Here is a 22,662-nt window from a genome sequence, read left to right as displayed (position 1 = left end):
CTCTCGCTCATCTGCTCCCATCTCAATTAACAATACAGCGCTATTGCAGCAGCCTCACCAGAGCCATAACCTGATAAACGCCAAAAATCGCCGTTGGAATTGCCGCACAAACTGCTGCCTGCTTTAATTCAACATTGCGAGCGTTTTTAAGGGCGAAGGTCCAGATTAAGAAGCTCCAAGCAGTAACGGCGAGGTTCAGGAAGATGGCAGAATAAACGTAGCTGTCGGGGAAGTGGCTTACAAGTGATTTGACAAGAATTTCCGGATTTGCCGACAGCTCCTGCAGGTCAATTGTAGGGATTGTTGCTTCCTCAACATACTTCAGAGACACCGGGATAGTTACAGCAGAGCCAAGCAAAGAGAGCATAAAGCCGTAGCCTGCGAACTCAAAGGTTCTTCTGAACTCTCCTCTGCCATCAAAAAATGCTGAAAGACCGTGCATGACTGCAGCGATTATCAGCCAGGTAGCAAAGAAACCGAGAAAGGTTGAAACAAGCTGTATGTACGCTCCCGCTATGAAGAAGGATTTAAGGCTTTCCGGAAGGGCTTGGGAGAGCTTCAGTGTCATCTGTACTGGTAGAGGGCTGCAAGGAGCGAAATTGCGAGAACGATCAATGCTGGTTTTTTAAGGTTGGTGTTTTGGCTGATCATCAACCGGAAGAATTCGTCGGGGTTTGTTATTAGCTTCATGCTTGCACGGGACGGCATCGATTTTATAATATTTGCTATTTGCTACTAATGAGTAAAGGTTAAATACATTAAGTGTCAATGGTTTGATGAAACAAGTCATGGTTGTAAGGGGTTGGAATGAAGAGGTTATGAAGTGGCTTGCAGTGACAATTTGCTTGGCGTGGTTGGGACGGCTGTTGATCAGGTAGGAGATGCAACAGCGTCTACGCATATTATTCTACGCGTGGGAAAACATGAACGCAAAGAAGAATTTGACAAGAAGGTAACCTATATCATGAAATATGGTTTTTTGCTGGGACTGCTTATTATAGTTTGGAGCAGATTAACGGGGCAAATAGCAAAGTACGCTGCGTAGTTCTTAGTATTTCTGTAATCTTCGTGGTGTTTGCATCCATACATGGATACAATTGCGTTTCCTTTACAACAATTTTGGACTAAAAAAATTTTCATAAACAACAACAAAATAATAAAGAAAATTAAATTTCCTTAAATTTCTCCCTCAGCTTCCTCGCGCAGTTTATGCTCACATCCAGAAGCTCATCGAAAAGCTTTTCATCTAGCAGGTAACCACCGCTTTTCTGCATCGCAACGACGTTATCATCCTTGTCGGTTGTGATTGTAAGAGTCGTATCTCCAACGCTCATTTCCTCCCTGCTGGGGTCGACGAGATACTTGTTACCCACAATCAGCGACGTCACAGACACCGGAAGGTCTCTGACGGGCAGCAGGTAGTCCTCTCCAAGGTCGAACCTCTCTGCCGGAACCTTGGTGTTCATCAGAGCGGCGATTGCAGCTAAGGCCGAAGCATCCAGGAGGTTTCCGTCATCGTCAAGAGCGTGGATGTCCACAAAAACGATCCAAACCTTCTCTCCCTCTTCAATCACGAGCTTTGAGAGGTCCACAGCCTCGCTCTCCCTGATACCTCTGTCAACAACTCTTGCCAGTTCGATGGAGTTCTCGTCGGGTGGTCCCGGCTCGAAGGTTGGCGATGCAAGAGGAACGAGCTCGGCGTTGACGATTATAACCCCCCTGTCGGGGGTGTCCGGATAGGGCTCGCCCGGCTGCATTTTAACTCCAACCACTACCTGCGTGTCACCCAGCTTGACAAGCGCCGAACCTTCAGCCTTCTCTATGACATTCGGTATTATCTCTACCTTTCTGAACTCGTCGAAACCTCTGCCGTCTATCCTCTCGTTGTCCCTCAGCTTCGACAGAACGTAGTCCCTTTTAATGTCCACAAGGATGTCTTCAGGCATCTTCACCACCCTCTGTTATCTCGTCCATCTCCTCTCCTACCTCTATGTACCTCCTGAGTATCGCCTCCCTCTGCATCTCGTAAATCTGCAGTGCTCCCTTCTTCGCAAGCTCAATCGCCTGCTTTACCTCATCCCTCGTCATTCTGCCGTCCATCTGGAGAAGTGCAATGGACTCAATCTTTCCGTTTCTGATGAGGAATGCGAAGGGCATGTCGGCCTCACCAAAATTGTCCTCCTCTTTCATTGGGTCGAGGACGAGCTGTCCGTCAGCCTTCCCCACCGCAACGGACGTGATCATTCCCTTCATAGGCACTCCGGCATCGACGAGCGCAACGCTTGCAGCATTCAGGCAGGCTGTCCTGCTTCCCGCATCAGCCTGCAAAACCTCGACAAAAATGTCAATCGCACTTCTAGGAAAGAGTTCTTTCATAATCACCGCCTCAAAGGCCTCCTTGCTGACCTTGGAGATTTCAATGCTCCTTCTGTCAGGCCCCGGCCTCTTTCGCTCTTCAACGCTGAAAGGAGCCATGTTGTATCTGTATCTTATGATGGCCTTGCTCGGATCCTGAAGGTGTCTTGGATGCACTTCTCTCGGCCCGAAAACCGCTGCAATTACCTTGTTCTTCCCCATTTCAAGGTAGCAAGACCCGTCAGCCCTTTTTAAAACGCTTGCCTCAATTTTAATTGGTCTGAGCTCGTCGAATTTCCTTCCATCGAGCCTTAAACCATCTACAATTAACTTTTCTGGTTTTTCATTGAATTCCGACATCTGCCTTCCTCCTCTTTATAAATTCTGCAACCCTATCTGTTAAACCTTCCGTATGAGCCTCCTGCTCGATAAGGTAGATTGCCTCCTCGGCGATGGAAACTTTTCTGCGGTCTCCGTTCACCCATATCAGACCGTTCTGCCCAACGACGATCTGAACGTCGAGCTCGCTCTTCAGCAGCTTTATCATGCTCCCCTTTTTGCCGATGACTCTCGGAACCCTTGCAGGGTTGATGGCAACGATCCTGCCGAACCTTATCGGCCTGCAGATTCTGTCTTTCATGGTCAGAGTGACCTTCATTTTTGGGTCAATGTTCAGAACCTTTGCTATGATCGCATCACCTATATCCAAAACTTCATTCGGTTTCTTGTTCGGCTTCATTTCCGGATTCTCGCTTACAGGCAAAAAGGCCTGATAGGGTGAGTAAATGTCAACAGCCCAGCCGTTGGCGGCAACCTCCCTTATTATGCCGATCACAACATCCCCAACGGAAGGTGTGTACCTCCCCTTCAGAGGGATTACCCTAACGTGAGTCTCGGTTTGATCAAAAAGGCCTATTATCTTTGCGTAAACTTTCCCACCTTCCACGTACGTTCCGTAACCTGCGGCACGTGGATTTGTGGAAAGCAAATCTCCTGGCAGTACTATCTTCCTCATTATCCTATCCTCCTCAAAACCTTTGTCAGAGCCTCTCCTTTCGCGACTTTTCCAAGCAGGTCCATCAGGTCACCGTACATTCCGGATGGTATGCGCATCACGCAAATCCAGCTTCCATCCCTCTGCCATTCCTCCCTTGTCACGCCTCCAAAGTTATACAGGGCGGAGATAGCCCTTCCAGTGTGTTCAGGCGGTATTTTAATGGCAATTTCCATTTCCTCAAACTTCAGCGGAAGAATTGGCTTTAGAGCTTTTACGATATCCTTTACCTGAGCTTCAACGGACTTGAAAATGTCGATGTGAACCTTCGCCTCCTCTAAGGCCCTCTCGATCCTTGAGGGAGGGTGTGGAGCGTTCGTTCTCGGATCAATCGTATTTCTGCTTATGAAGTTGATGATCTGCTTTCTTTTCGCCTCGAGCATTTCCCTTCTCTGCTCGGCGGTTATCTGAACCTCTCCTTCGAGTATGATTTTCCTGGCAATCTCGAAAACGTCGTCTGTGCCAAATATCTTCCTCAGCTCGTCCACCGAGGCCCTCTCGCCCTTTTTCGCGTCTTTGAACACTTCCTCTGCGGCGAGGAGGTCCTCGAAGTTGACCTCCTTTCCTTCCTTGAGGTCTCTGGCTAAGTAGGGGTCAACGAGGACCTCAAACTCCTCTCCGCCCTTTCTGAGCCTTGCGATTACTGCCTTATCGAGGGATACCATACTTCACTTCTTCAGCAGCTCCCTAATCCTCTCGTTCGCTCTCTCCACGTAAGGCTTGAGCTCCTCAGGAGACACTTCCTTGAAGGTTCTGTCGTCAACTTTAACGTAGCCAACCTCGATGTTCTCCGGGACGAGCTCCGATTCAATGGAAAGTCCCATTGCAACGAGTCCGAGAACCATGGCGTCATCGAAGCTGAGGTCATCGCGGTACTCCTTTTCGAAGAACTCGGTAACTGCATTTCTGCCCATACCTATGGCCGTTGCCTTGTACTCCAGCAGGGCACCGCTTGGGTCAGTTTCGTATAGCTTCGGAACCTCATCGACACCGGCGATGAGAAGCGAAACGCCAAAGGGCCTTACACCTCCGTACTGAGTGTACTGCTGCTTGAAGTCGCAGATTTTCTTTGCAAGCTCCTTCACCGTTATAGGCTCATCGTAGGTAAGCCTGTTAATCTGGGCCTCTATTCTCGCCCTGTCGATAAGCACCCTTGCATCCGCCACTAGTCCAGATGTTGCGGCACAGATGTGCTCGTCAATCTTGTATATCTTCTCAATCGTGTCCGCCTCGAGAAGCTTGCTGCCTACCCTCTTATCAGCTATCAGGATGACACCCTCTTTGCACTTAATGCCTATAGCCGTTGCTCCTCTTTTTACAGCCTCTCTGGCGTATTCCACCTGGAACAGTCTTCCATCAGGGCTGAATACCGTTATTGCCCTATCATATCCCATTTGCGGTAAATGCATGTTCACACCTCCAAATACTTTCTTTTACACCTTTTTATTGTACCGCTGACACCCAATGTCAGCGGGATTACCCTCACACCTCCCACGTGCGTCATTAACGTGAGAGCCACCATCACCTTATCGAGCGCTTCCCTGTAGCACCTTACTATCCCCCTCTCTCCGTCGAATGCTTCCAGCCTGAGTCCGCTGGCTGCAAAGCACTCTCCGAACAGGCTCAGCATTTTCTCTGAGAGAGCGCGGGAAAGTGACCTCTCGTCGATCTTTTTTTCAGCTATAATCCTGAAGGCAATATATCTTTTTCTGCTTCTCAGTGATGGTGGCAAACCCTTCACGATTGCTTTACTGCGAAAGGTGAAAAAAAGTTTGTGATGGTTGCGGAAATTACCGCGAGAGCCATGCACAGCAGAATGCTTATGTAAGGCAGTGGTGAGAGGGTAAGAAACTTCTCAAGCATTCCCATGTAGGCCAAGTAGGCAAGAAAGGCTCCGAAGATGAACAGGCTCAGCGCTAAGCCAGCAGCAACCGCTTCCTTCAAATTCTTAGAGAAGTACCCCACAATCAGCCCTCCGATTATGATGCCAACCCAGTGGAAAGCGGAGAGCGCAAGAGCTACGATGAAAACACCTATTACAAAAATAAGTCTCTTCATGAGCTCACCTCCCTGAAAACTATCTTTTCACCCCTCACGTTGAAATCAAAGCTCTTGTACTGCCCATTCGCCCACATTTCGAGCTGATCGTAGTAGTGGGGAGAGAAGTAGTTGCCCGAATTCCCACCCGGAATTACGCAGTAGTTCTCGTCAAAGTTGACTATCATCCTCCAGCTGCTTCCTGCCTGCGATAATCCCGTTCCCCAGTCAACGGCCCTTCTGAAGTTGAAAACGGTGTAGGTGGAGCCATTCATCGGCATGGATGGATAGTCGAAGAATTTCACGAAGCTGCTGAAGGCATGCTTGATTTCAAGCCTGTTGTAGTCCCCATAAACTCTATATCCCTTGGTTTCTATGATTTCAACAGCCTTCTCCATCGCTCTTGCCGCAATATCATCTCTCTGCTCCCTCTGCTCGGTTCTGATGTCATCATACCATATGCTGTTAGAGGGCAAGTTCTGGAGGACGTAGAGGTGAGGATAGAAGCTGCTTTCCAATCCTGCAGAGTAGAACTCATCCCCAAAGGTCTCGTTAACGAACTCATCAAGCCAGATGGAGAATATCAGCGCCGCTTCGCTGTCCTTCTGCATTCTGAAGTCCCAGTTTCTCAGCTTTTCCGCATAACTCCTCGCCTTATCACTCATTTTTTCCTCAGCCTCGAAGATGAAGGGTGTGAAGAACTCAGCCGGTTTGGAGTAAACGTCTCTCTGCATTTTCATGAAGTATTCGGGGGTAATCTTCTCGCCTGAGTTGGCGGCTTCATCAAGCATCTCGTAAATCCTCATCCCTCTGTAGGGGTCTGCGAAGTACATCGAATCGCCGAGGTAGTGCTGATAGCCGAACACCACCCTCTGGTTCGCCGTTCCAACGTAGTCAGGGTTTATCAGGTGGGGAATCTCCTCAAATGGGATGAAGCCGTCCCAGCTGGAGATGCCGTAAGGTTTGAAGCCTCTCCACTCCCCCTCTCCCGCCGAGCCGTTGAAGATAACGTTTCCCGGAACCTCTGTTCCGTTGACCAGCCTTATAGGGAACTTTCCTGCGGGGTAGTACATCACGTTTCCGTAAATATCCGCATAGACGACGTTTTGTGCTGGTACGTCGAAGAGCTTCAGCCCCTCCATGAATTCCGAGATGTTGTGCGCGTGGTTGTACTTGTAAACCGCAAGCGCCTCGGTCGTTGCCGTTAAGCCCGTCCACGCAACGGCAATCTTCCTGCCGTACTTCTCCAACACGGGCCCGTGAACGGTTTTCTCCACAACCACCTGCCTCTCCTCAATGCCCTTTTTGGTCTTAACCTTCACAACTTTAATCGATTTTTCCGGTTCGAGCCACTCTCCCTTGTAGAGATACTTATCTCCGTTCCACACGTAGTAGTAGAAGTCTATTACATCCGCCCCTACGTTGGTGAAGCCCCAGGCAACGTAATCGTTCATTCCTATCAGAATAACTGGCACACCGGGAAGGGAGACACCTCTCACATTCTCTCCGTTCACTTTCAGGTGCATTTCATACCAAACGGGAGGAGCCATTAGGAGCAGATGGGGGTCGTTGGCAAGCATCGGCTTTCCGTTTGCTGTGAGCTTGCCGGAAACAACCCAGTTGTTCGAGCCAAAACCGTCTTTAGCCTCAAAAGGCTTTAGCCATTCGAGCAGAGATTTGTTCACCATTCCCGTTCTGATTATCGGGTAAGAGTGGTTCAAGTAGTCCGGATAAAGCTCCAGAGCTTTTTCACCAAGCTTTTCAACAATAAAGGACCTTTCCAGATCCCAGAACCTGCCCGTCAGACTCCAGGATATCTCCTTTCCGAGGAGAAGTGAGTCAACTGGTGTCCACTCCTTAGGCTTGTATCCTGCAAGCTTGAACTCCATCGGAAGTGGGCGATTTTTGATGTAGTAATTAACACCCTCGCTGTAGGCAACGAGCAAATCGCCAATTTCAGAATCCTTGAGAACACTCCAAGAAGCCTCCGCAGCCCCCAAAAAGTCCATTTTAACATGGAATTCGTCTGAATCGAAGAAGTCTTCACCGAAAACCTCGCTAAGCTGCCCCTTCATCATCCTGCGGTGCAGGTCCATCTGGAAAAGCCTGTCTTTGGCATGAACGTAGCCGACAGCAAAAGCAAGAGCTTTTTCGTTCTCCGCAACTATGTGCGGCACACCGTATTCGTCAAAGTAAACCTCCGCCCACCCGTAGGGGTTGGGAATTTCCTTTGATATATCAATTTCCCACAAGCTGCCGCTGAAGGGGGCAAGCAGGTTCAAGTAGCTGTGGGCAAGAAGGACGAGCAAAACCAGAACTGCCAACGGGATGGCCGCATACAATTTCTTCATAGCTTCGATGAAATTTGAAATTATTTAATTTTTATGTTTTGACTAATCCAGCCTCCGTCAGTCCAGCCTTCCGGCAAACTCAAGCTTTCCCAGCGCTTTTTCCACAGCCTTAGCCTTCGCTCGAATTTCCCTGTAGCCTTCACAGCCCACACCCATGTCTCCCCTCTCCGTTAAGGGAAACTCCCTGCAGCTTTTCGGTCTGATTTCATGAATTGCGCATCTGTTATCTTTGAGGAAAGGACACGGTTTGATCAGAATAGGGCTTTTCAACTCAACGTCATTCAGCTCAACGTACTCAAATAGCCCCAAATCCGCCTCTGCAATAATCTTGCCCTTACTGGGGTCGTAAACGCACTGGCTTAGCTTCTCGCAGCACTTCCCGCACATTCTGCACTCAAAAGGTATGGCAACCTCTATGCCCTCACTCCTGTAAATCGCGTACATACCCGCTAAGAAGTTTTAAAACCTCCTCTCCCTCTTCCCTGCTGGAAGCTGTGGTTATAACGTAAACCTGCTGCACGGAGGAGCCGTCGATAAGCAAGGCTCTAACGTTCCCCTTTTCGTCGCTTCTCGTGAGCTTGAGCTTAACTCCTCCACCTATGCTCGTCGCATTTCCCTCAATAACACCCGGAACGACCTTTTTCACGTAGGGTGATTTGGCAAGGGAGAGTATCAGCTTATAACCCTCCCTCCCGCCGATTATGGTGGAGTGGCTGCCGTGTATCTTTTCTTCCGGAGGTATTTTTACGGTTTTCAGCTCCTTTTCCAGCCTCAAAACACGCTCCAACCTCTCAAAGAAGCTTTGTGGCGAATCAAATGCGTCGCTCACCGAAACGTCAAAGGGGTAAAGCGTGCTCCTCAACCCCTCTAGCGCCTCATCAATAAGCTCCTCGCTCTCTCCTGAAACCACAATGCTCTCCACTCTGTAGGAGTAAATTCTCTCTGCAAGAATCTCGTAGAGGTTTCTTATCGAAACATCCTCATCGTACCTCTTAATTGAAAACTCCTCAAAATCCCTCTCTCCAAAAATTCTGACGAAAACCCTGCTTTCAGAAACGTAAACTCCGCAACCAACAGCGTGTCTCCTCCCACAGTTAAGGCAGAAGGCCGCGCAGCTGCTCAGCTCAGCTCCACACTCACAAATCAGTCGTTGAAGCATATCAAGTGTCCCATCTTGTCCTTCTTCGCTTTAAGATAGGGCAGATTGACCTCGCAGGGTTCTACCTCAATCGGCTCTCTAACGATTTTGAATCCGTACTTCTTAAGCTCCTCTATTTTGAGGGGATTGTTGGTGAGCAGCCTGATGCTCTTGACCTTCAAATCCATGAGAATCTGGGCGGCGATTCCGTAGCTCCTCATGTCGGGAGGAAATCCGAGCTCGATGTTTGCATCTACGGTATCCTTTCCCTCTTCCTGAAGCTTGTAGGCCATAAGCTTGTTTATGAGCCCTATCCCTCTGCCCTCATGGCCCCTCATGTAGATTGCCACGCCCTTACCCTCTCTGTCAATCATTTTCAGAGCGTTCTCAAGCTGGTCTCCGCAATCACACCGCAGTGAGTGAAAAACGTCGCCCGTCAGGCACTCCGAGTGGATTCTAACCAGAACGTCTCCCTCATCAACCCTACCCTTAACGAGGGCGACTATCTCCCCCAAAGGTGTTTTGTAGCCCACAGCCCTGAAGGTGCCGTAGAACTTTGTCGGGAGAGTGGCTTCAATAACCCTCTCAACAATCTTTTCTGACTTTATCCTGAACTCAATCATGTCTTTTATCCTGAAAACGGGCATTGAGTGCTCTTTGGCAAATTTTAGAGCATAATCCTCCCCAGCAACGCCACCTTCTGCCGTCATGAGAGGAGCGTAAACGGCAGAGGGGGCGAACCCTGCCATCCTCGCCAGATCAACGCAAGCTTCGGCTATCCCCGGCCTCTCCAGCACTCCCATCTCCTTGGTCTCTTCTACGAATATTCTGCCGGGATACTTGATGTCGCCAGCATTACCGCTAACCAACTCTCTGATGAATTTTGCCCTTTCCTCTGCCGAAATTTTCTCAAGATTTGGGTCGATTGGAATTAAGTTCCCGTTCTGGAACCTGAACCTGTTAAGGCCGAGGTTAAGAATCTGCTTCCAGGTTAAGGCCAAACGAATCTCATCGCAGTTCTTCATCATGAAGTTGAGTATTTCTCCGCTGACAACCTCTGCGGGAATGCAGATGGCGCTTTTTTCCGAATCAAGAATCATTACAGGCTTTCCGGATTTTACGTGAGATGAAACCTCTTCCATGAAAAAAGTTGGTCGGGGGAATATAAACTTAATTTAATCCTCCCTCACACCTTTCGGCTTTGATTTCTCATCTTCTTTCCTTTCAAACTTCTCCTTCTCCATCATTTCTCTGTATTCTCCCTCGGTCATCTCCAATATGAAGCTTCCCACGTATCCACAGTTTTTGCAGTAGTACTTCCCCGTATAACCGCCAGCATCAAGCTCCACTTCCTTTGATTTGCAAACCGGACAGACGAGAATCCTCTTCATGGTGGGAGTTTGATTTCAGGTGTAATAAAAGTATCCAAACCTGCATTTTTCGAGTTGAAATAGAGTTCCCTTACAAACGTTTTTGTACTTGAAATAAAACCTCAAACAAACCTAATCGTCTCCAGATTCATCGGAGCTCTCGTTTCGATTCTGTAGGTCTTGTATATGCTTGAGGCTAAATCTATGCACTTCGACTCGTCTCCGTGCACTGTTGCAACCTTCTCTGGCTTGGAGTTGAGGTAGCGTATGTAGTTCATAAGCTGCTTCCTGTCGGAGTGGCCCGAGAATCCGTCAACGGTCTCAACTTCCATCTTTACCTCAACAACCTCTCTTCTACCATCAACTGGGAAAGGTACCTCCTTCCAACCCTTTTGGATTTTCCTCCCCAGCGTCCCTTCAGCCTGATAGCCAACAAAGACGATGGTGTTTCTCTCGTCCTCAGCAAGATGCCTGAAGTACTCCATCACAGGCCCACCGTTTAGCATACCTGAGGTGGCTATTATGATGCTCGGTGATGGGTCGCTTATAACTTCCTCCCTCTTTGAGGAGGAATCGACCCTAACGAAATTTTCGCTTATGAAGGGATTTATCCCGTGGTAGAAAATCAGGTCTCGGAGTTGTGCGTTAAGGTACTCTGGATACGCTGTATGGATTGCCGTTGCCTCGTAAATCATTCCGTCGAGGTAAACGTATGTTTCCCTCAGCCTCTTCTCTCTCATAGCTTCCTCAAGAACGATCATTACTTCTTGGCTCCTTCCCACTGCGAAAGTTGGAATCAGCACCTTTCCTCCCCTGTCGAGAGTTCTGTTGATGACCTCTATCAGCCTCTCCTCAGCTTCCTTCCTTGAAGGCTGGAAGTCGTTTGGACCACCGTAGGTTGCTTCCATCACTAGCGCTTCAAGCCTGGGAAAATTGGTCGCAGCCCTGTCGAACAGCCTTGTCTTCTCGAACTTGAAGTCTCCCGTAAATGCAATGTTGTAGTGCCCCTCCCCGATGTGGAAGTGAGCGATGGCGGACCCGAGAATGTGGCCGGCGTTGTAGAAGGTCAGCCTCACGTCGGGGCTGATATCCGTAACAACTCCGTAATCAAGAGTTATTGTGTGCTTCAAAGCCTCCCTGATGAGATTTGAGCTGTAGGGAGGGTTTGTCCCCTCTCTACCCGCCACTTCAAGAAAATCAAGCTGAAGCAAAACCATCAGGTCCCTCGTTGGGGGTGTGAGGTAAATCGGCCCTCTGTAGCCGAATTTGTAAAGCAACGGCACGAGCCCGCAGTGGTCGAGGTGAGCGTGAGTTATCACAACAGCATCAAGGGCGTCGAGTGGCTGCACTTCTGGAACATACAGGTAAGGTGTGCTTGAGAGATTGCTCACATTCACTCCGCAGTCAATCAGAATTCTGCTCTCAGGTGTCTGGAGCAAGTAGCAGCTTCTCCCCACCTCTCTGCTACCGCCGAGGAAAGTTACCCTCACCCACTTTTCGTCTATGAGCGAGGTTCTGTGTATCCTTTCCCCAATTCTCTTCAGAATTTCGCTCCTCTCCTCTCTCACGCTCAGCAGGTAGTTTCTGATGTTGTCGATAATCTTGGACTTTATGGGTGGAGTTCGAACGACTCTCGGGCTCCAGCCAACGGCTCGCATTATCTCTCTGAATGTGGAGCCCTGCTTTCCGATGACAACTCCCGGCTTCTCCGCTTCTATTATTACCTCGCCGTTCTCTTCGTCAAAAAAGATGTTGGAAATCCTTGCATCCTCGGGAACGATTTGCATTATTATCTGCCTTGCCTTCTCAGGAGGTTTCAGGGATTTCGGATCAGCTCGAATGATAATTCTCTTTCTCAGGTCCTTTGCGAGTTTCTTGACTATATCGACCTCTGCCAGCTCCTGCGGGTTCTCAACGTATATTACAAGCTGAGGCCCCTCGAATTCTATGCTCTTTACCCTAACCTTCGGCGGTAGGTACTCCTTTACCTTCTCCCGTATTTCATCCAGATACTTCGTCATCCTTATTTCCTGAACTTGGCCAGTATCTGCTCAACCTCTTCGGGACTGTACTGGTAAAACTCATCCTCAGTTATCTTCACCACGTCAATTCCATCTCCCGAAGCAGAGTCTCTTTTCATTGCGGAGTATATGGCCCTCACCGCAAGCTCAACCGCCTCGTCGACTCCAATTTCCGGTGTGAATCTGTCCTCAAGCACACCGTAGGCGGTAAGGCTACCACTGCCAGTGGCAACGATATCCTTCTCCTCTATTGCACCACCGATTGGGTCGATGGAGTATATGCTCTTCCCCTCTGAGTCAATTCCGCCTATGAGAAGCTGCACCAGGTAGGGGAAATAGCGATAGGAGTTGAGAAGGTTGGACGTTAGGGTTGCTATCGCCCTGACGGTCGGTTTTCTTTCCCTCCTTATCTCGTACAGGTTTGCCTCGATTTTAATGATCCTTGCGAGGAACTGAGCGTCACCAACACTGCCCGCGGTGGTCATGGCCATTCTGTCGGCAATCTGGTAGATTTTCTTTGCAGCTTTGCTGGCAATGAAGTTTCCCATCGTGGCTCTCTTTTCGGTAGCCATGACTACTCCGTCCTTACAAACCAAGCCCACCGTCGTGGTTCCCTTATATATCTTCTCCTCTATCATGCTCATCACTTTGTTTTTGCTTTTTAAAATAGCCCTAAGGCAACCTTCAATAGAGAAAAAAGATTTTTAAATGTTTCGTTCTTTTGAAATCATGTTCGAAGAGGCGATAAAGGTTGGAAAACTTCTCGCTGCAGCTAGGCTAATTGACGGGGCGAGCGGTAATATGAGCTTCAAAATGGCTGATTCAATTTACATAACCCGCTCCGGTGAGAATCTTGATGACCTAACCGATTCATCCTTCGTCAAAATCAAGCCGGGAGAGTTTGTGAAGGAAGCATCAGTTGACCAGCTAATCCACCTCAAGATTTACGAGAAAACTGACTACAACGCTGTCCTGCACTGTCATGGTGTTTTCAACGTGGTTTTGGGGAACAAAATGGACAGGATTGAGCCCCTTGATCTGGAAGGCAAGCTTTACTTTGGCGAAGTTGAGGTTGTTGAAGGGCAGTTCGGCTCTCCAGAGCTCGCTGAAGGGATAGCTGAGGTAGTGAAAAGGAAAGGTGTGGCTGTTGTAAGAAATCACGGAATCTACGCAGCAGGAAAGAGCTTGAGGGATGCTTACAACAAAGCAAGCTACGTTGAACACTCCTGTGAAATCCTTTACCGCTCAATGCTGCTCAACAAGCTTTAGCATTGCGTAAGCGGGGAAAAGCTTTGAATAATCCCCATATAGCTCCGAAATCAATCTGCACTCCGCACCTGCCTCCTCACAGGCTTCAGCAATCAAAAACTCTCCAATGCCGCATGCGAAGACAGTCTTTAAGCCGTAAATCTTTGACTTATGCTCGATAACTTCAGACAGCCTGTCAATCATGGCCCATTTCGCTTCCAGAGCAAGCTCTTTAACCTTTTCCTCTCCAAGCTCCTCCAGATCACTGCAAACTGTCCTTGCAAGCCTTCTCATGCACTCCTCTCTGCTTCTGCCTTTTCCATCGGGAGTGTCGCAGCTGTAGTCCTCTTCTTTAATATCTCCCGTGGTAACAAAAACGTCCGCAGTTATGGCAAAGAACTCAGGGCAGAGGGGGGCTCCTTCAAATTCTTTAAGGACGTAAAAAACCGGTGTCCTCAAAACACCGAAGTAAATTAATTCGCCCCTCTTAAGCCTTTCAAAGTCCGTTTTTGCAGCCTCAATTTTAGAAGTGACAGGGATTATATCTGTGGTTGTAGAGCCCATGTCAACGAAGAGAAAGTTTCTGTAAGCCTCCTCCAGCAGAAATCTGCAAGAAGCCACCCAGTTGCTGGCTGCAAAGTTTTCGGGATTGTCTATGTCTGATTTTAAGTTGCCTTCAACGTCCAGAAATCTCACATCTTCGAAGGCCTTTTTGCAGGCCTTTGCTATAAACTCAACACCCTCTGCCCTTGACTTGAAAAAGTCCGCAAGCTCTGCGGTCATCACAACTCCTGCTTTAGCAGTTGAATATTTCTCTGCAATCTCCCTCAGCTTGCCCTCTAGCCTCTCCGCCTCCCTCCACATTGGGAAATATATTATCTCCCATCCATCCTTCGAAGCAACTTTAAGGTTCGCTCCGCCGATATCAATCCCCAAAGAACTCATCGAGCCTCCCCTCTCCGAAGGAAAAGGACTGATAATCCTCTCCCACGGGATAACTTTTAATCGCAAGATGGTGCGGCGGGAAGAAGTGGCCGAGGTGCGTGAGGACGACTTTGCCGGCATTCAGCCTTTTGGCGAGTTCTAAAGCCTCTTTCGCATTCATGTGTTTCCTGAACCTCCCAGTTGGGGCCAAAGCCTCTACGATGAGCAAATCGGGATTCTGCATTTCTCTCAGAGTTGCTTCAGGAATCCTCACGTTGGTATCCCCGCTGACGACAACCTTGTAGCCCTTCCACTCCACCTTGACTCCCACAGCGCTCACAGGCGGGTGGTTTACCGGCAGGAGTGTGAAGTCCATACCGGCAATGGTAAAATTCTCGAACGCCTCCACCTCTACAGGCTTGTAGGACATGAACTTCATGAAGTGGCCTATATCTTCGTGAATTTGAGGGGTGGAGTAAACCTTAACGTTGTTCTGGACCCTGTAAAACTCGCCAAAACCTCCAAAGTGGTCGAAGTGGCAGTGAGTCCATATCACCGCATCAACCTTCTCCACCCCGCAGTCGAGAAGCTGCCTCCGCAAATCGGGAGAGGTGTCAATCAGCACAGTCTTGCCGTTGTTCTGAACCATCACCGAGAACCTCTTCCTCTCCCATCCCTTCCTCCTCGCATCCTCGCAAGTTCTGCAGTGACAGTTGAGAATAGGGGTGCCGGGAGAGTCACCTGTTCCAAGCAGAGTGACTATCATGGTCAGTAGGATTTCTTAAGCTTGAGCCTCTCCCTGACTTCCCTTATCGCATTCAGAAGGTCTTCCTGAGTGAGCTCTCTTCTCCCCTGAAGGAGGGCATCGAGAACAGCTTCCCTAACAACGAGCTTTATGTCCGCTCCCGTAAACCCATCGGTCTCCCTCACAAGCTCGTCAATGTTGAAATTGCCATCAATTCTTGCCAGAAATATTTCAAAGATTCTCTTCCTGATGGCTTCAGCAGGCTCAGGGAACTCAATAACCTTGTCGAACCTCCTCCAGACTGCAGGGTCGAGCAGGGAGGGGTGGTTTGTTGCAGCTATAAGCAGAACTCCATCCTCAACGAGGTTTATGTCGTCGATGGATTTAAGGAGGGTGTTAACGGCCCTTTTAATGGCAGCATGCTCGTCGCTCGTCCTCATTTTGGCAACATAATCAAACTCGTCAATGAACAGAATGCAGGGAGACATCATTCTCGCTATGTCGAAGATTTTCTCGATGTTCTTCGAAGTCTCGCCAAGATACTGGCTTGTAATCATTGAGAGCTTCACTTCAAGCAGTGGAAGGTAAAGCTTTTTGCTCAAGGCCCTCGCAGTGGTGGTTTTTCCCGTGCCGGGCGGGCCTATGAACAGAAGCTTACCAATGTCCGAAAGGCCAATTTTCCTCAGAAAACTTCTCTCTTCCAATGCAATCTCAATCTTCCTGACCTCTTCAAGCTGCTCCTCGCTTAGGGCCACCTCCCTGAAGTCAACTGGAATTTCTTCGGGGGACAGCACTCTCACAAGGGACAGCATCTCCCTTGTCTCGTCCTTCTTCTCAAGTTCCTCTATCAAGCCTTTGAGCCACTCCTTGTCTCCGTGCTTCGGAAGGTTGGCCTTCTTCGCCTCCTCGTAGGATACATCGAGGGAGTCGTAATTCTGGTAGAAGTAAGCGAGTGCGGGGTTTTTCTTTATCAACTCAACTCCCCTGCTTGCAAACCATTTGACAGCTAAATCAAAGGATGTGAGAATGTACTGTCTTGAGAAGGAGTTAAGGTCAACAAAAGGTGGCTTCTGCTCAACTTTCCCCGCATATCTCATTACAGTATCCTCCCTGATCACTACCGGTCTTTTTATACCTCCCTTGTTGTAGAGCAGTTTCCTGATTTCCTTCGGTATGTCATCTTCAGTTAGCTCCTCATACCTGTTGAATATTTCTGCAGTTAGCAGAAGTTCCACAAGCTTAACAGCGCTCATCTGGGACACTTCCTACAAATCACCGAATCGTGATTTAAATTTTTTGGGAGTTCTGCCTGACTTCGTTTTTGGTTAAGTTTTAGGTTTAAAGTTACAAGCTGATTCAGAAAACTTTATCAAATCCGATTTTTAGGAAAATCATGAAAAGTTGTAAAGCTACGAAAATTGAAGCCGTGCTCACAATGGACTCAAAGGGCCAGATTTTGCTGCCCAAAGAGCTAAGGGAGAGAGCCGGACTGAAAGCGGGAGACAGGCTTGTTGCAATTGCTGGCTGTGATGAGAACGAAGAGGTTTGCTGCCTTATTCTCGTTAAGGCGGAGTTGGTGGACGAGGAGATGAGGAGCATTATCGCACCTATGCTTAAGGGGGTGGTAGGGTGAGCAGAATTGATGACATAGAAAGGGACATCAAGAAGGCTGAAAAGGTGGTGGAACACTACGTAACGCTTGAGGAGAAGAAGGAGCTCTCAATAATCGAGAAATTTCTGACTCTGTGGATCTTTCTCGCAATAATTGGGGGAGTTGCCCTCGGCTATGTCTATCCTGACATTGCGAACATCATCGGCTCTCTCAGCATTGGCACAACATCCATTCCCATTGCCATTGGCCTTATTCTGATGATGTACCCACCTCTCGCCAAGGTCAGGTATGAGGAGATGGGAAAGGTATTCAGCAACCTCAAGCTTCTCGCCTTCTCTCTAACGCAGAACTGGATTGTGGGGCCAGTGGTGATGTTTTTGCTTGCCATCGCTCTTCTGAGGGACATGCCGGAGTTCATGATTGGTGTTATCCTCGTTGGGCTGGCGAGATGCATTGCAATGGTCATAGTATGGAACGAGCTTGCTGAGGGTGACAGAGAGCTTGCGGTTGGGCTTGTGGCCTTTAACGCCATCTTCCAGATTCTCTTCTATGCGGTTTACATCTACATCTTCATCACCTTCGCTCTGAACGCCCTCGGGCTGGTTGAGGGAGTTGAGGCCAACGTGAGCATAGTCGAGGCAGCAAAGACTGTCTTCATCTACCTCGGAATTCCCTTCATCATGGGCGTTGCCACAAGGTACGGCAGCTTCAGGCTTAAGGGAAGAGAGTGGTTTGAAAACGTTCTGGCTCCGAAAATAAGCCTCATCACGCCCGCAGCACTGCTCTTCACCATCGTCGTGATGTTCTCACTGAAGGGCGAGTACATCGTCGAGCTGCCGATGCAGGTTGTTAGAGTTGCAATCCCGCTGACGCTATACTTCCTCATCATGTGGTTCATAACCTTCTTCATAGCCTACAAGCTGGGTGTTGACTATCCGAAAACCACCGCTGTTTCATTCACCGCTGCAAGCAACGACTTTGAGCTGGCAATTGCAGTAGCTGTTGCCATCTGGGGGATACACAGCAATCAGGCCTTTGCCACAGTGATTGGACCGCTCATAGAGGTTCCGGTTTTGATTATGCTGGTCAACGTTGCTCTTAAGCTGAGAGATAAGCTTTACAAAGCCTAATTCTCTTTTTGTATTTCTTTAAACTCCCTGAGGCAAGTCTTACAGCACAAAACGTAGACTTTGTTTTTTAGCCTGTAAACAATCGGTTCATCGCACATCTCCTTTCCGCAGTAGTCGCATCTGTAGTTTACTTTGGCTTTGAACGGCACTTCTTTTGCTATTCTCTCAGTAACAGGAAAGACCTCGAGAATCTCGGCTTTGTCCATTACTCTCGACAAATCCTCGAGACTGTTCAGCTGAACTCTGATGAGGTACTTTTTGCTGGCAATCCTATTGACCTCAACAACCTCCTCCATCTCGAGTATCTTTTCAGCGTCCTCTGTGTTGGCAAGCAGATATGCAGAACTTCCGAGATTCTCGAAGCTGCTGGCAAGCTTTATGGTGTAGCCCTCAATAACTCCTTCATTCTCGAGCCTCTCGATTCTCGCCTTGACAGTCTGCCTGCTGAGGTTGAGGGCCTTGGCAATCTCCGTTATGCTGACTCTGGAGTTAGCTTTAAGAATGTTGATAATTTTAAGGTCAACTTCGTCGAGTTTCATGCTAAAAATTTGACAAATTGTTAAAAAAGCTTATCCAATTTTTACGTAGTGGTAAAGGATACTTATATCTCTTCAGCCAGCAAGACTCCGCCAATGGAAAGAACCGTCAGAGTTACCGGAATGACGTGCGCCATGTGCGTCAAGTCGATTGAGACGGCTGTTGGAAGCCTGGAGGGTGTTGAAGAGGTTAGGGTAAATCTCGCCACCGAGACGGCTTTTATAAGGTTTGACGAGAAAAGGATCGATTTTGAAACGATAAAGAGGGTGATTGAGGACCTCGGTTATGGTGTGGTGGATGAGCAAGCTGCTGTTAGTGCGGAGGTTGAGCACCTTTCAAGAATGAAAAGGAAGCTCTACGTGGCAGCCTTTGCCGGAGTATTGCTGCTCTTTCTTGCGCACTTTATCAGCTTACCTTACGAGGACTTCGTTCAGCTCTTGATAGCCTTGCCCGCTATCTTTTATTCGGGGAGCTCGATTTTCAAGGCTGCATTCTCCGCTTTGAGGCGCAGAACGCTTAACATGGATGTAATGTACTCAATGGGAGTTGGGGCGGCTTTCCTTGCAAGCGTTCTATCAACCGCCGGAGTCCTTCCAAGAGAATACTCTTTTTACGAGACGTCGGTTTTGCTGCTTGCCTTTCTTCTCCTTGGCAGAACGCTTGAGGCGAGGGCGAAGAGCAGAACCGGGGAGGCCATAAAGAAGCTCGTAGGGCTTCAGGCGAAAACAGCGGTTGTAATCAGGGATGGAAAGGAAATAGCGGTTCCGGTTGAGGAGGTTGCTGTTGGAGACATCGTGATTGTTAGGCCTGGGGAGAAGATACCGGTTGACGGTGTGGTGGTGGAGGGGGAGAGCTACGTTGACGAGTCGATGATTTCAGGTGAGCCTGTGCCAGTGTTGAAGAGCAAAGGTGATGAGGTTTTCGGGGCAACAATCAACAACACGGGTGTTTTGAAAATAAGGGCCACGAGGGTTGGGGGTGAAACTCTTCTTGCCCAGATTGTAAAGCTGGTCGAGGACGCGATGGGCAGCAAACCTCCGATTCAAAGGCTGGCAGACAAAGTCGTTGCATATTTCATCCCCACAGTGCTTCTCGTTGCGATCTCAGCTTTCATTTACTGGTACTTCATCGCCCACGCTCCGTTGCTCTTTGCCTTCACAACGCTCATCGCGGTTCTGGTGGTTGCCTGCCCCTGCGCTTTCGGCCTTGCCACACCGACAGCATTAACTGTTGGAATGGGAAAGGGGGCCGAGCTCGGAATTCTTATAAAAAATGCCGACGCTCTCGAAGTGGCTGAAAAGGTCACAGCTGTAATTTTTGATAAAACGGGCACTCTCACCAAAGGAAAACCGGAGGTTACGGATTTAGTTCCCCTCAACGGGGATGAAAGGGAACTTTTGAGGTTGGCTGCGATAGCCGAGAGGAGGAGTGAGCATCCCATTGCTGAGGCCATCGTTAAAAAGGCTTTAGAGCATGGCATTGAGCTTGGCGAGCCCGAGAAGGTTGAGGTCATTGCTGGCGAAGGTGTTGTGGCAGACGGCATTTTGGTGGGGAACAAAAGGTTGATGGAGGACTTTGGGGTTGCTGTTAGCAATGAAGTTGAGCTAGCGCTGGAGAAGCTGGAAAGGGAAGCCAAGACCGCCGTAATTGTTGCAAGGAACGGCAGAGTTGAGGGGATTATAGCGGTTTCTGACACGCTCAAGGAATCTGCGAAACCTGCTGTGCAGGAGCTTAAAAGAATGGGGATAAAGGTTGGAATGATTACAGGGGATAACTGGAGGAGCGCCGAAGCCATTTCCAGAGAGCTGAACCTCGACCTCGTCATTGCGGAGGTTCTGCCACATCAGAAGTCCGAGGAGGTCAAAAAGCTGCAGGCTAAGGAGGTTGTAGCCTTTGTGGGGGACGGCATAAACGATGCCCCGGCACTGGCTCAGGCAGACCTCGGCATTGCCGTAGGGAGCGGGTCGGATGTGGCTGTTGAAAGCGGAGACATTGTGCTTATAAGGGACGACCTTAGGGACGTCGTAGCGGCAATTCAGCTCAGCAGAAAGACCATGAGCAAAATCAAGCAGAACATTTTCTGGGCCTTGATTTACAACGTAATCTTAATTCCCGCCGCGGCGGGCTTGCTTTATCCCATCTTTGGCGTTGTCTTCCGCCCCGAATTTGCAGGTTTGGCTATGGCGATGAGCAGCGTGAGTGTTGTGGCAAACTCCCTGCTCTTGAGAAATTACGTTCCTCCGATAAGGAGGGGAGGTGATAGTGTGGAGAAGATTGTATTGGAGCTTTCAGGACTGTCATGCCACCACTGCGTGGCCAGGGTGAAGAAGGCTTTGGAGGAAGCAGGAGCGAAGGTTGAAAAGGTCGATTTGAACGAGGCTGTTGTTGCTGGAAACAAAGAGGATGTGGATAAATACATAAAGGCAGTTGAAGCAGCAGGATACCAGGCAAAGCTCAGAAGCTAATTCAATTTTTTATTCCTGCTTCAGCATCTCCCTTACAGTTTTGTTGAACTCTATTTCGCCAATGGACTCGAGCATTCTGCACGTCTGGAGGAGGAGCTCCTTGACAATCATGCCCTCTGGATTGCTGCTTATCGACTGCTGAATCTTTTGTGAAAGTTCTCCAACAAAGGAAATGTAATCCTCGATTACAGACATCTCCGACTGCGTGAAGGCCTTAAAACTCTTCTCCAAAGCTTCCTGGAGGTCAAAGAAAAACTTCTGAACTTCCCTTCTAACATCCAAACTGTAATCCCATATGTACCGTGAGAAGATTAGCAGTGTATCCGCAATCTCCTCGTAGAACTTTGCTATAATTCTTGAGCCAAGCAAAAACCTCAGCTCATCCCAGTTCGACACTGCAATCTTTTTCATTCCTCTGTTGACGATTCTGACCGCAAGCAGATATAGCCTGTCAAAATCCTCCTCATACCTCTGAATCCTTTCGAGAATTTCCTTCACATTTGGACTTTCGAGTGGCAAACTCCTTTCCATCTCGCCCATCAGTCCGGAAAGAATCTGAAGCATCCTTTTCAGTATTGTGACAATGTCAAAATCAGGAATTGTGAAAATCTGCAAAACAACACTGTTTGAAGTGCAGTCGAGCACCTCCATTCCGATAAAGTGGTGAGAAATTTCAGAAATGTCTGTAATGTGCCTGTCAATCCCTCCCTTCTCCAGAACGATTCTGTCAACTCCGAGAGAGTAGATTGAGCCCAAAAACCTCCTAAGGAACCTCTTTTCAAAGCTTGGAATGTCCCTTACGACGACTTTAACCTCCTTTTCGACTGTTTGAGGCTGCACAACTATAAACTCATCAAACTCCCTCAGCACAACTTCATCTCCCTGCTTGAGGTTGTGCTTTGAAATCCACTCTTTTGGCAGGGAGATAGCGTAGCTTGAGCCGCCGACGAGTTGAAGTTTCCTTATTTTCATTGATAAACTATTTGTTTTTGTTGTATTTAAACAATACGTATGCCTCAATAGTTGATGTATTCATCTGAAGGGTTGGGAGTAATATATAGGAAAGATTTATAAAATTTCATGCGGAATATTTAAACATGCCCCGTGAGGTAAACATCAGGATTGCGGGAACAGGGGGGCAGGGTGTGATTAAGGCCGGATTGGTTTTAGCTGAAGCTTTCGCCCTTGAAGGTAAAAACGTTGTTCAAACTCAGAGTTACGGCCCTGAAGCGAGAGGTGGGGCTTCGAGGGCCGATATCATTGTAAGTGATGATGAAATTGACTTTCCCGGATTGAGGAGAGTTGATTATCTCTTAGTTCTTCACGATTCAGCTTACAGAAAATACTATCCTCAGGTTGATGGAGAAACCCACGTGATTTACGACTCCTCTCTTGTGAATGCAAGGAGGGGGCTCGGCTTTCCCTTCACCGAAACATCCATTCGGGAGTTCGGAACTCCTTTATTTGCCAACATGATTGCCATAGGAGCTCTGACAGCTATGCTCGGATTGCAGCCCGAGAAAGTGGAGGTGGTTATTCAGAAGAGAATGAGGAAGGCGGAGGAGAACGTAAAGGCTTTCAGAATCGGATTCGAGATGGGAAGGAGGGTTACCAAACCCAAGGTTGTTTCGCATGTGGTTAAACCATATATTCTTTCATGACTTCTTGGTTTTAG

At 48.5% G+C, this 22,662-nt stretch carries 26 protein-coding genes; 5 read left to right on the top strand and 21 right to left on the bottom strand.

The annotated features are described in order from the left end of the window. Positions 1-40: 40 nt before the first annotated feature. The 16 genes from AF_RS02525 to psmB all read right to left on the bottom strand — a co-directional run bounded on the left by AF_RS02525 (position 41) and on the right by psmB (position 12,964). Positions 41-568 carry a Yip1 family protein gene (locus tag AF_RS02525; RefSeq protein WP_010878003.1) on the bottom strand — a complete coding sequence of 176 codons (528 nt, stop codon included), beginning with the start codon at positions 566-568 and terminating at the stop codon, positions 41-43. After that, positions 565-690: a hypothetical protein gene (locus AF_RS13680; RefSeq protein ID WP_257640085.1), complete on the bottom strand. Its 126-nt coding sequence runs from the start codon at positions 688-690 to the stop codon at positions 565-567. The genes AF_RS02525 and AF_RS13680 overlap by 4 nt, the downstream gene beginning before the upstream one ends. Positions 691-1,166: 476 nt before the next feature. After that, positions 1,167-1,946 carry an exosome complex protein Rrp42 gene (gene rrp42, locus AF_RS02515; RefSeq protein WP_010878001.1) on the bottom strand — a complete coding sequence of 260 codons (780 nt, stop codon included), beginning with the start codon at positions 1,944-1,946 and terminating at the stop codon, positions 1,167-1,169. Further along, positions 1,939-2,715 (bottom strand): exosome complex exonuclease Rrp41, encoded by a 777-nt coding sequence (gene rrp41 / locus AF_RS02510; RefSeq protein ID WP_010878000.1) that lies wholly within the window; start codon positions 2,713-2,715, stop codon positions 1,939-1,941. Before rrp41 ends, rrp42 begins: the two co-directional genes overlap by 8 nt. Then, positions 2,699-3,370 (bottom strand): exosome complex protein Rrp4, encoded by a 672-nt coding sequence (gene rrp4 / locus AF_RS02505; protein ID WP_010877999.1) that lies wholly within the window; start codon positions 3,368-3,370, stop codon positions 2,699-2,701. Before rrp4 ends, rrp41 begins: the two co-directional genes overlap by 17 nt. Next, positions 3,370-4,074: a ribosome assembly factor SBDS gene (locus AF_RS02500; RefSeq protein ID WP_010877998.1), complete on the bottom strand. Its 705-nt coding sequence runs from the start codon at positions 4,072-4,074 to the stop codon at positions 3,370-3,372. Before AF_RS02500 ends, rrp4 begins: the two co-directional genes overlap by 1 nt. A 3-nt stretch (positions 4,075-4,077) precedes the next feature. Beyond that, on the bottom strand, positions 4,078-4,818 hold the full coding sequence (gene psmA, locus AF_RS02495; protein WP_010877997.1) for an archaeal proteasome endopeptidase complex subunit alpha: 741 nt from the start codon (positions 4,816-4,818) through the stop codon (positions 4,078-4,080). A gap of 2 nt (positions 4,819-4,820) precedes the next feature. Next, positions 4,821-5,150, bottom strand: a complete 330-nt coding sequence (locus AF_RS02490) for an Rpp14/Pop5 family protein (RefSeq protein ID WP_048064245.1) — start codon at positions 5,148-5,150, stop codon at positions 4,821-4,823. Then, complete coding sequence (locus AF_RS02485) at positions 5,147-5,467, bottom strand: hypothetical protein (RefSeq protein ID WP_010877995.1); 321 nt, start codon at positions 5,465-5,467, stop codon at positions 5,147-5,149. Before AF_RS02485 ends, AF_RS02490 begins: the two co-directional genes overlap by 4 nt. Beyond that, positions 5,464-7,797 carry a penicillin acylase family protein gene (locus tag AF_RS02480; RefSeq protein ID WP_010877994.1) on the bottom strand — a complete coding sequence of 778 codons (2,334 nt, stop codon included), beginning with the start codon at positions 7,795-7,797 and terminating at the stop codon, positions 5,464-5,466. The genes AF_RS02485 and AF_RS02480 overlap by 4 nt, the downstream gene beginning before the upstream one ends. 57 nt (positions 7,798-7,854) lie before the next feature. Beyond that, positions 7,855-8,241 (bottom strand): YkgJ family cysteine cluster protein, encoded by a 387-nt coding sequence (locus AF_RS02475; protein WP_010877993.1) that lies wholly within the window; start codon positions 8,239-8,241, stop codon positions 7,855-7,857. Further along, positions 8,219-8,956, bottom strand: coding sequence for a DUF2103 domain-containing protein (locus tag AF_RS02470; RefSeq protein WP_010877992.1), 738 nt, complete (start codon positions 8,954-8,956; stop codon positions 8,219-8,221). Before AF_RS02470 ends, AF_RS02475 begins: the two co-directional genes overlap by 23 nt. Continuing rightward, the gene (gene ribA, locus AF_RS02465) at positions 8,941-10,077 is read right to left on the bottom strand and encodes a GTP cyclohydrolase II (RefSeq protein WP_010877991.1); all 1,137 of its coding nucleotides are present in this window, start codon (positions 10,075-10,077) and stop codon (positions 8,941-8,943) included. The genes AF_RS02470 and ribA overlap by 16 nt, the downstream gene beginning before the upstream one ends. 33 nt (positions 10,078-10,110) lie before the next feature. Further along, positions 10,111-10,326, bottom strand: a complete 216-nt coding sequence (locus tag AF_RS02460) for a TFIIB-type zinc ribbon-containing protein (RefSeq protein ID WP_010877990.1) — start codon at positions 10,324-10,326, stop codon at positions 10,111-10,113. A 101-nt stretch (positions 10,327-10,427) separates the two neighbouring features. Next, entirely contained in the window at positions 10,428-12,326 is a 1,899-nt protein-coding gene (locus tag AF_RS02455; protein WP_010877989.1) for a beta-CASP ribonuclease aCPSF1, read from the bottom strand. 2 nt (positions 12,327-12,328) lie between these two features. Next, the gene (gene psmB, locus AF_RS02450; protein ID WP_048064626.1) at positions 12,329-12,964 is read right to left on the bottom strand and encodes an archaeal proteasome endopeptidase complex subunit beta; all 636 of its coding nucleotides are present in this window, start codon (positions 12,962-12,964) and stop codon (positions 12,329-12,331) included. A 91-nt stretch (positions 12,965-13,055) separates the two neighbouring features. Here psmB and AF_RS02445 point away from each other — a divergent pair, with 91 nt between their 5' ends. Then, complete coding sequence (locus tag AF_RS02445) at positions 13,056-13,595, top strand: class II aldolase/adducin family protein (RefSeq protein WP_052270468.1); 540 nt, start codon at positions 13,056-13,058, stop codon at positions 13,593-13,595. Here AF_RS02445 and AF_RS02440 read toward each other — a convergent pair. Genes AF_RS02440 through AF_RS02430 form a run of 3 tightly spaced genes read right to left on the bottom strand, consistent with a single transcriptional unit; the run spans position 13,572 to position 16,496 of the window. Next, positions 13,572-14,519, bottom strand: a complete 948-nt coding sequence (locus AF_RS02440; RefSeq protein WP_048064243.1) for a hydantoinase/oxoprolinase family protein — start codon at positions 14,517-14,519, stop codon at positions 13,572-13,574. The genes AF_RS02445 and AF_RS02440 overlap by 24 nt on opposite strands. Beyond that, positions 14,500-15,264 carry an MBL fold metallo-hydrolase gene (locus AF_RS02435; RefSeq protein WP_010877985.1) on the bottom strand — a complete coding sequence of 255 codons (765 nt, stop codon included), beginning with the start codon at positions 15,262-15,264 and terminating at the stop codon, positions 14,500-14,502. Before AF_RS02435 ends, AF_RS02440 begins: the two co-directional genes overlap by 20 nt. Before the next feature lie 2 nt (positions 15,265-15,266). Next, the gene (locus tag AF_RS02430) at positions 15,267-16,496 is read right to left on the bottom strand and encodes an ATP-binding protein (RefSeq protein WP_010877984.1); all 1,230 of its coding nucleotides are present in this window, start codon (positions 16,494-16,496) and stop codon (positions 15,267-15,269) included. Positions 16,497-16,636: 140 nt separating this feature from the next. Between AF_RS02430 and hgcC the strand changes: the two genes are divergently transcribed. Further along, the gene (hgcC, locus tag AF_RS02425) at positions 16,637-16,876 is read left to right on the top strand and encodes an HgcAB-associated protein HgcC (RefSeq protein ID WP_010877983.1); all 240 of its coding nucleotides are present in this window, start codon (positions 16,637-16,639) and stop codon (positions 16,874-16,876) included. Between the two features lie 47 nt (positions 16,877-16,923). Then, on the top strand, positions 16,924-17,985 hold the full coding sequence (arsB, locus tag AF_RS02420; protein ID WP_048064625.1) for an ACR3 family arsenite efflux transporter: 1,062 nt from the start codon (positions 16,924-16,926) through the stop codon (positions 17,983-17,985). Here arsB and AF_RS02415 read toward each other — a convergent pair. Next, entirely contained in the window at positions 17,982-18,524 is a 543-nt protein-coding gene (locus AF_RS02415; RefSeq protein ID WP_010877981.1) for a TRASH domain-containing protein, read from the bottom strand. The genes arsB and AF_RS02415 overlap by 4 nt on opposite strands. A gap of 48 nt (positions 18,525-18,572) precedes the next feature. Here AF_RS02415 and copA point away from each other — a divergent pair, with 48 nt between their 5' ends. Further along, a complete protein-coding gene (copA, locus tag AF_RS02410) occupies positions 18,573-20,987 on the top strand; it encodes a copper-translocating P-type ATPase CopA (RefSeq protein WP_010877980.1) in 2,415 nt (804 codons plus the stop codon). 9 nt (positions 20,988-20,996) lie between these two features. On the opposite strand, the gene AF_RS02405 is transcribed toward copA, so the two are convergent. Beyond that, entirely contained in the window at positions 20,997-21,959 is a 963-nt protein-coding gene (locus tag AF_RS02405; protein WP_010877979.1) for an AbrB/MazE/SpoVT family DNA-binding domain-containing protein, read from the bottom strand. A 125-nt stretch (positions 21,960-22,084) separates the two neighbouring features. Between AF_RS02405 and AF_RS02400 the strand changes: the two genes are divergently transcribed. Beyond that, positions 22,085-22,648 carry a 2-oxoacid:acceptor oxidoreductase family protein gene (locus tag AF_RS02400; protein WP_010877978.1) on the top strand — a complete coding sequence of 188 codons (564 nt, stop codon included), beginning with the start codon at positions 22,085-22,087 and terminating at the stop codon, positions 22,646-22,648. Positions 22,649-22,662: the final 14 nt, after the last annotated feature.

Source organism: Archaeoglobus fulgidus DSM 4304 (assembly GCF_000008665.1).
GTDB lineage: Archaea > Halobacteriota > Archaeoglobi > Archaeoglobales > Archaeoglobaceae > Archaeoglobus > Archaeoglobus fulgidus.
This window is presented reverse-complemented; position numbering and strand designations above follow the sequence as displayed.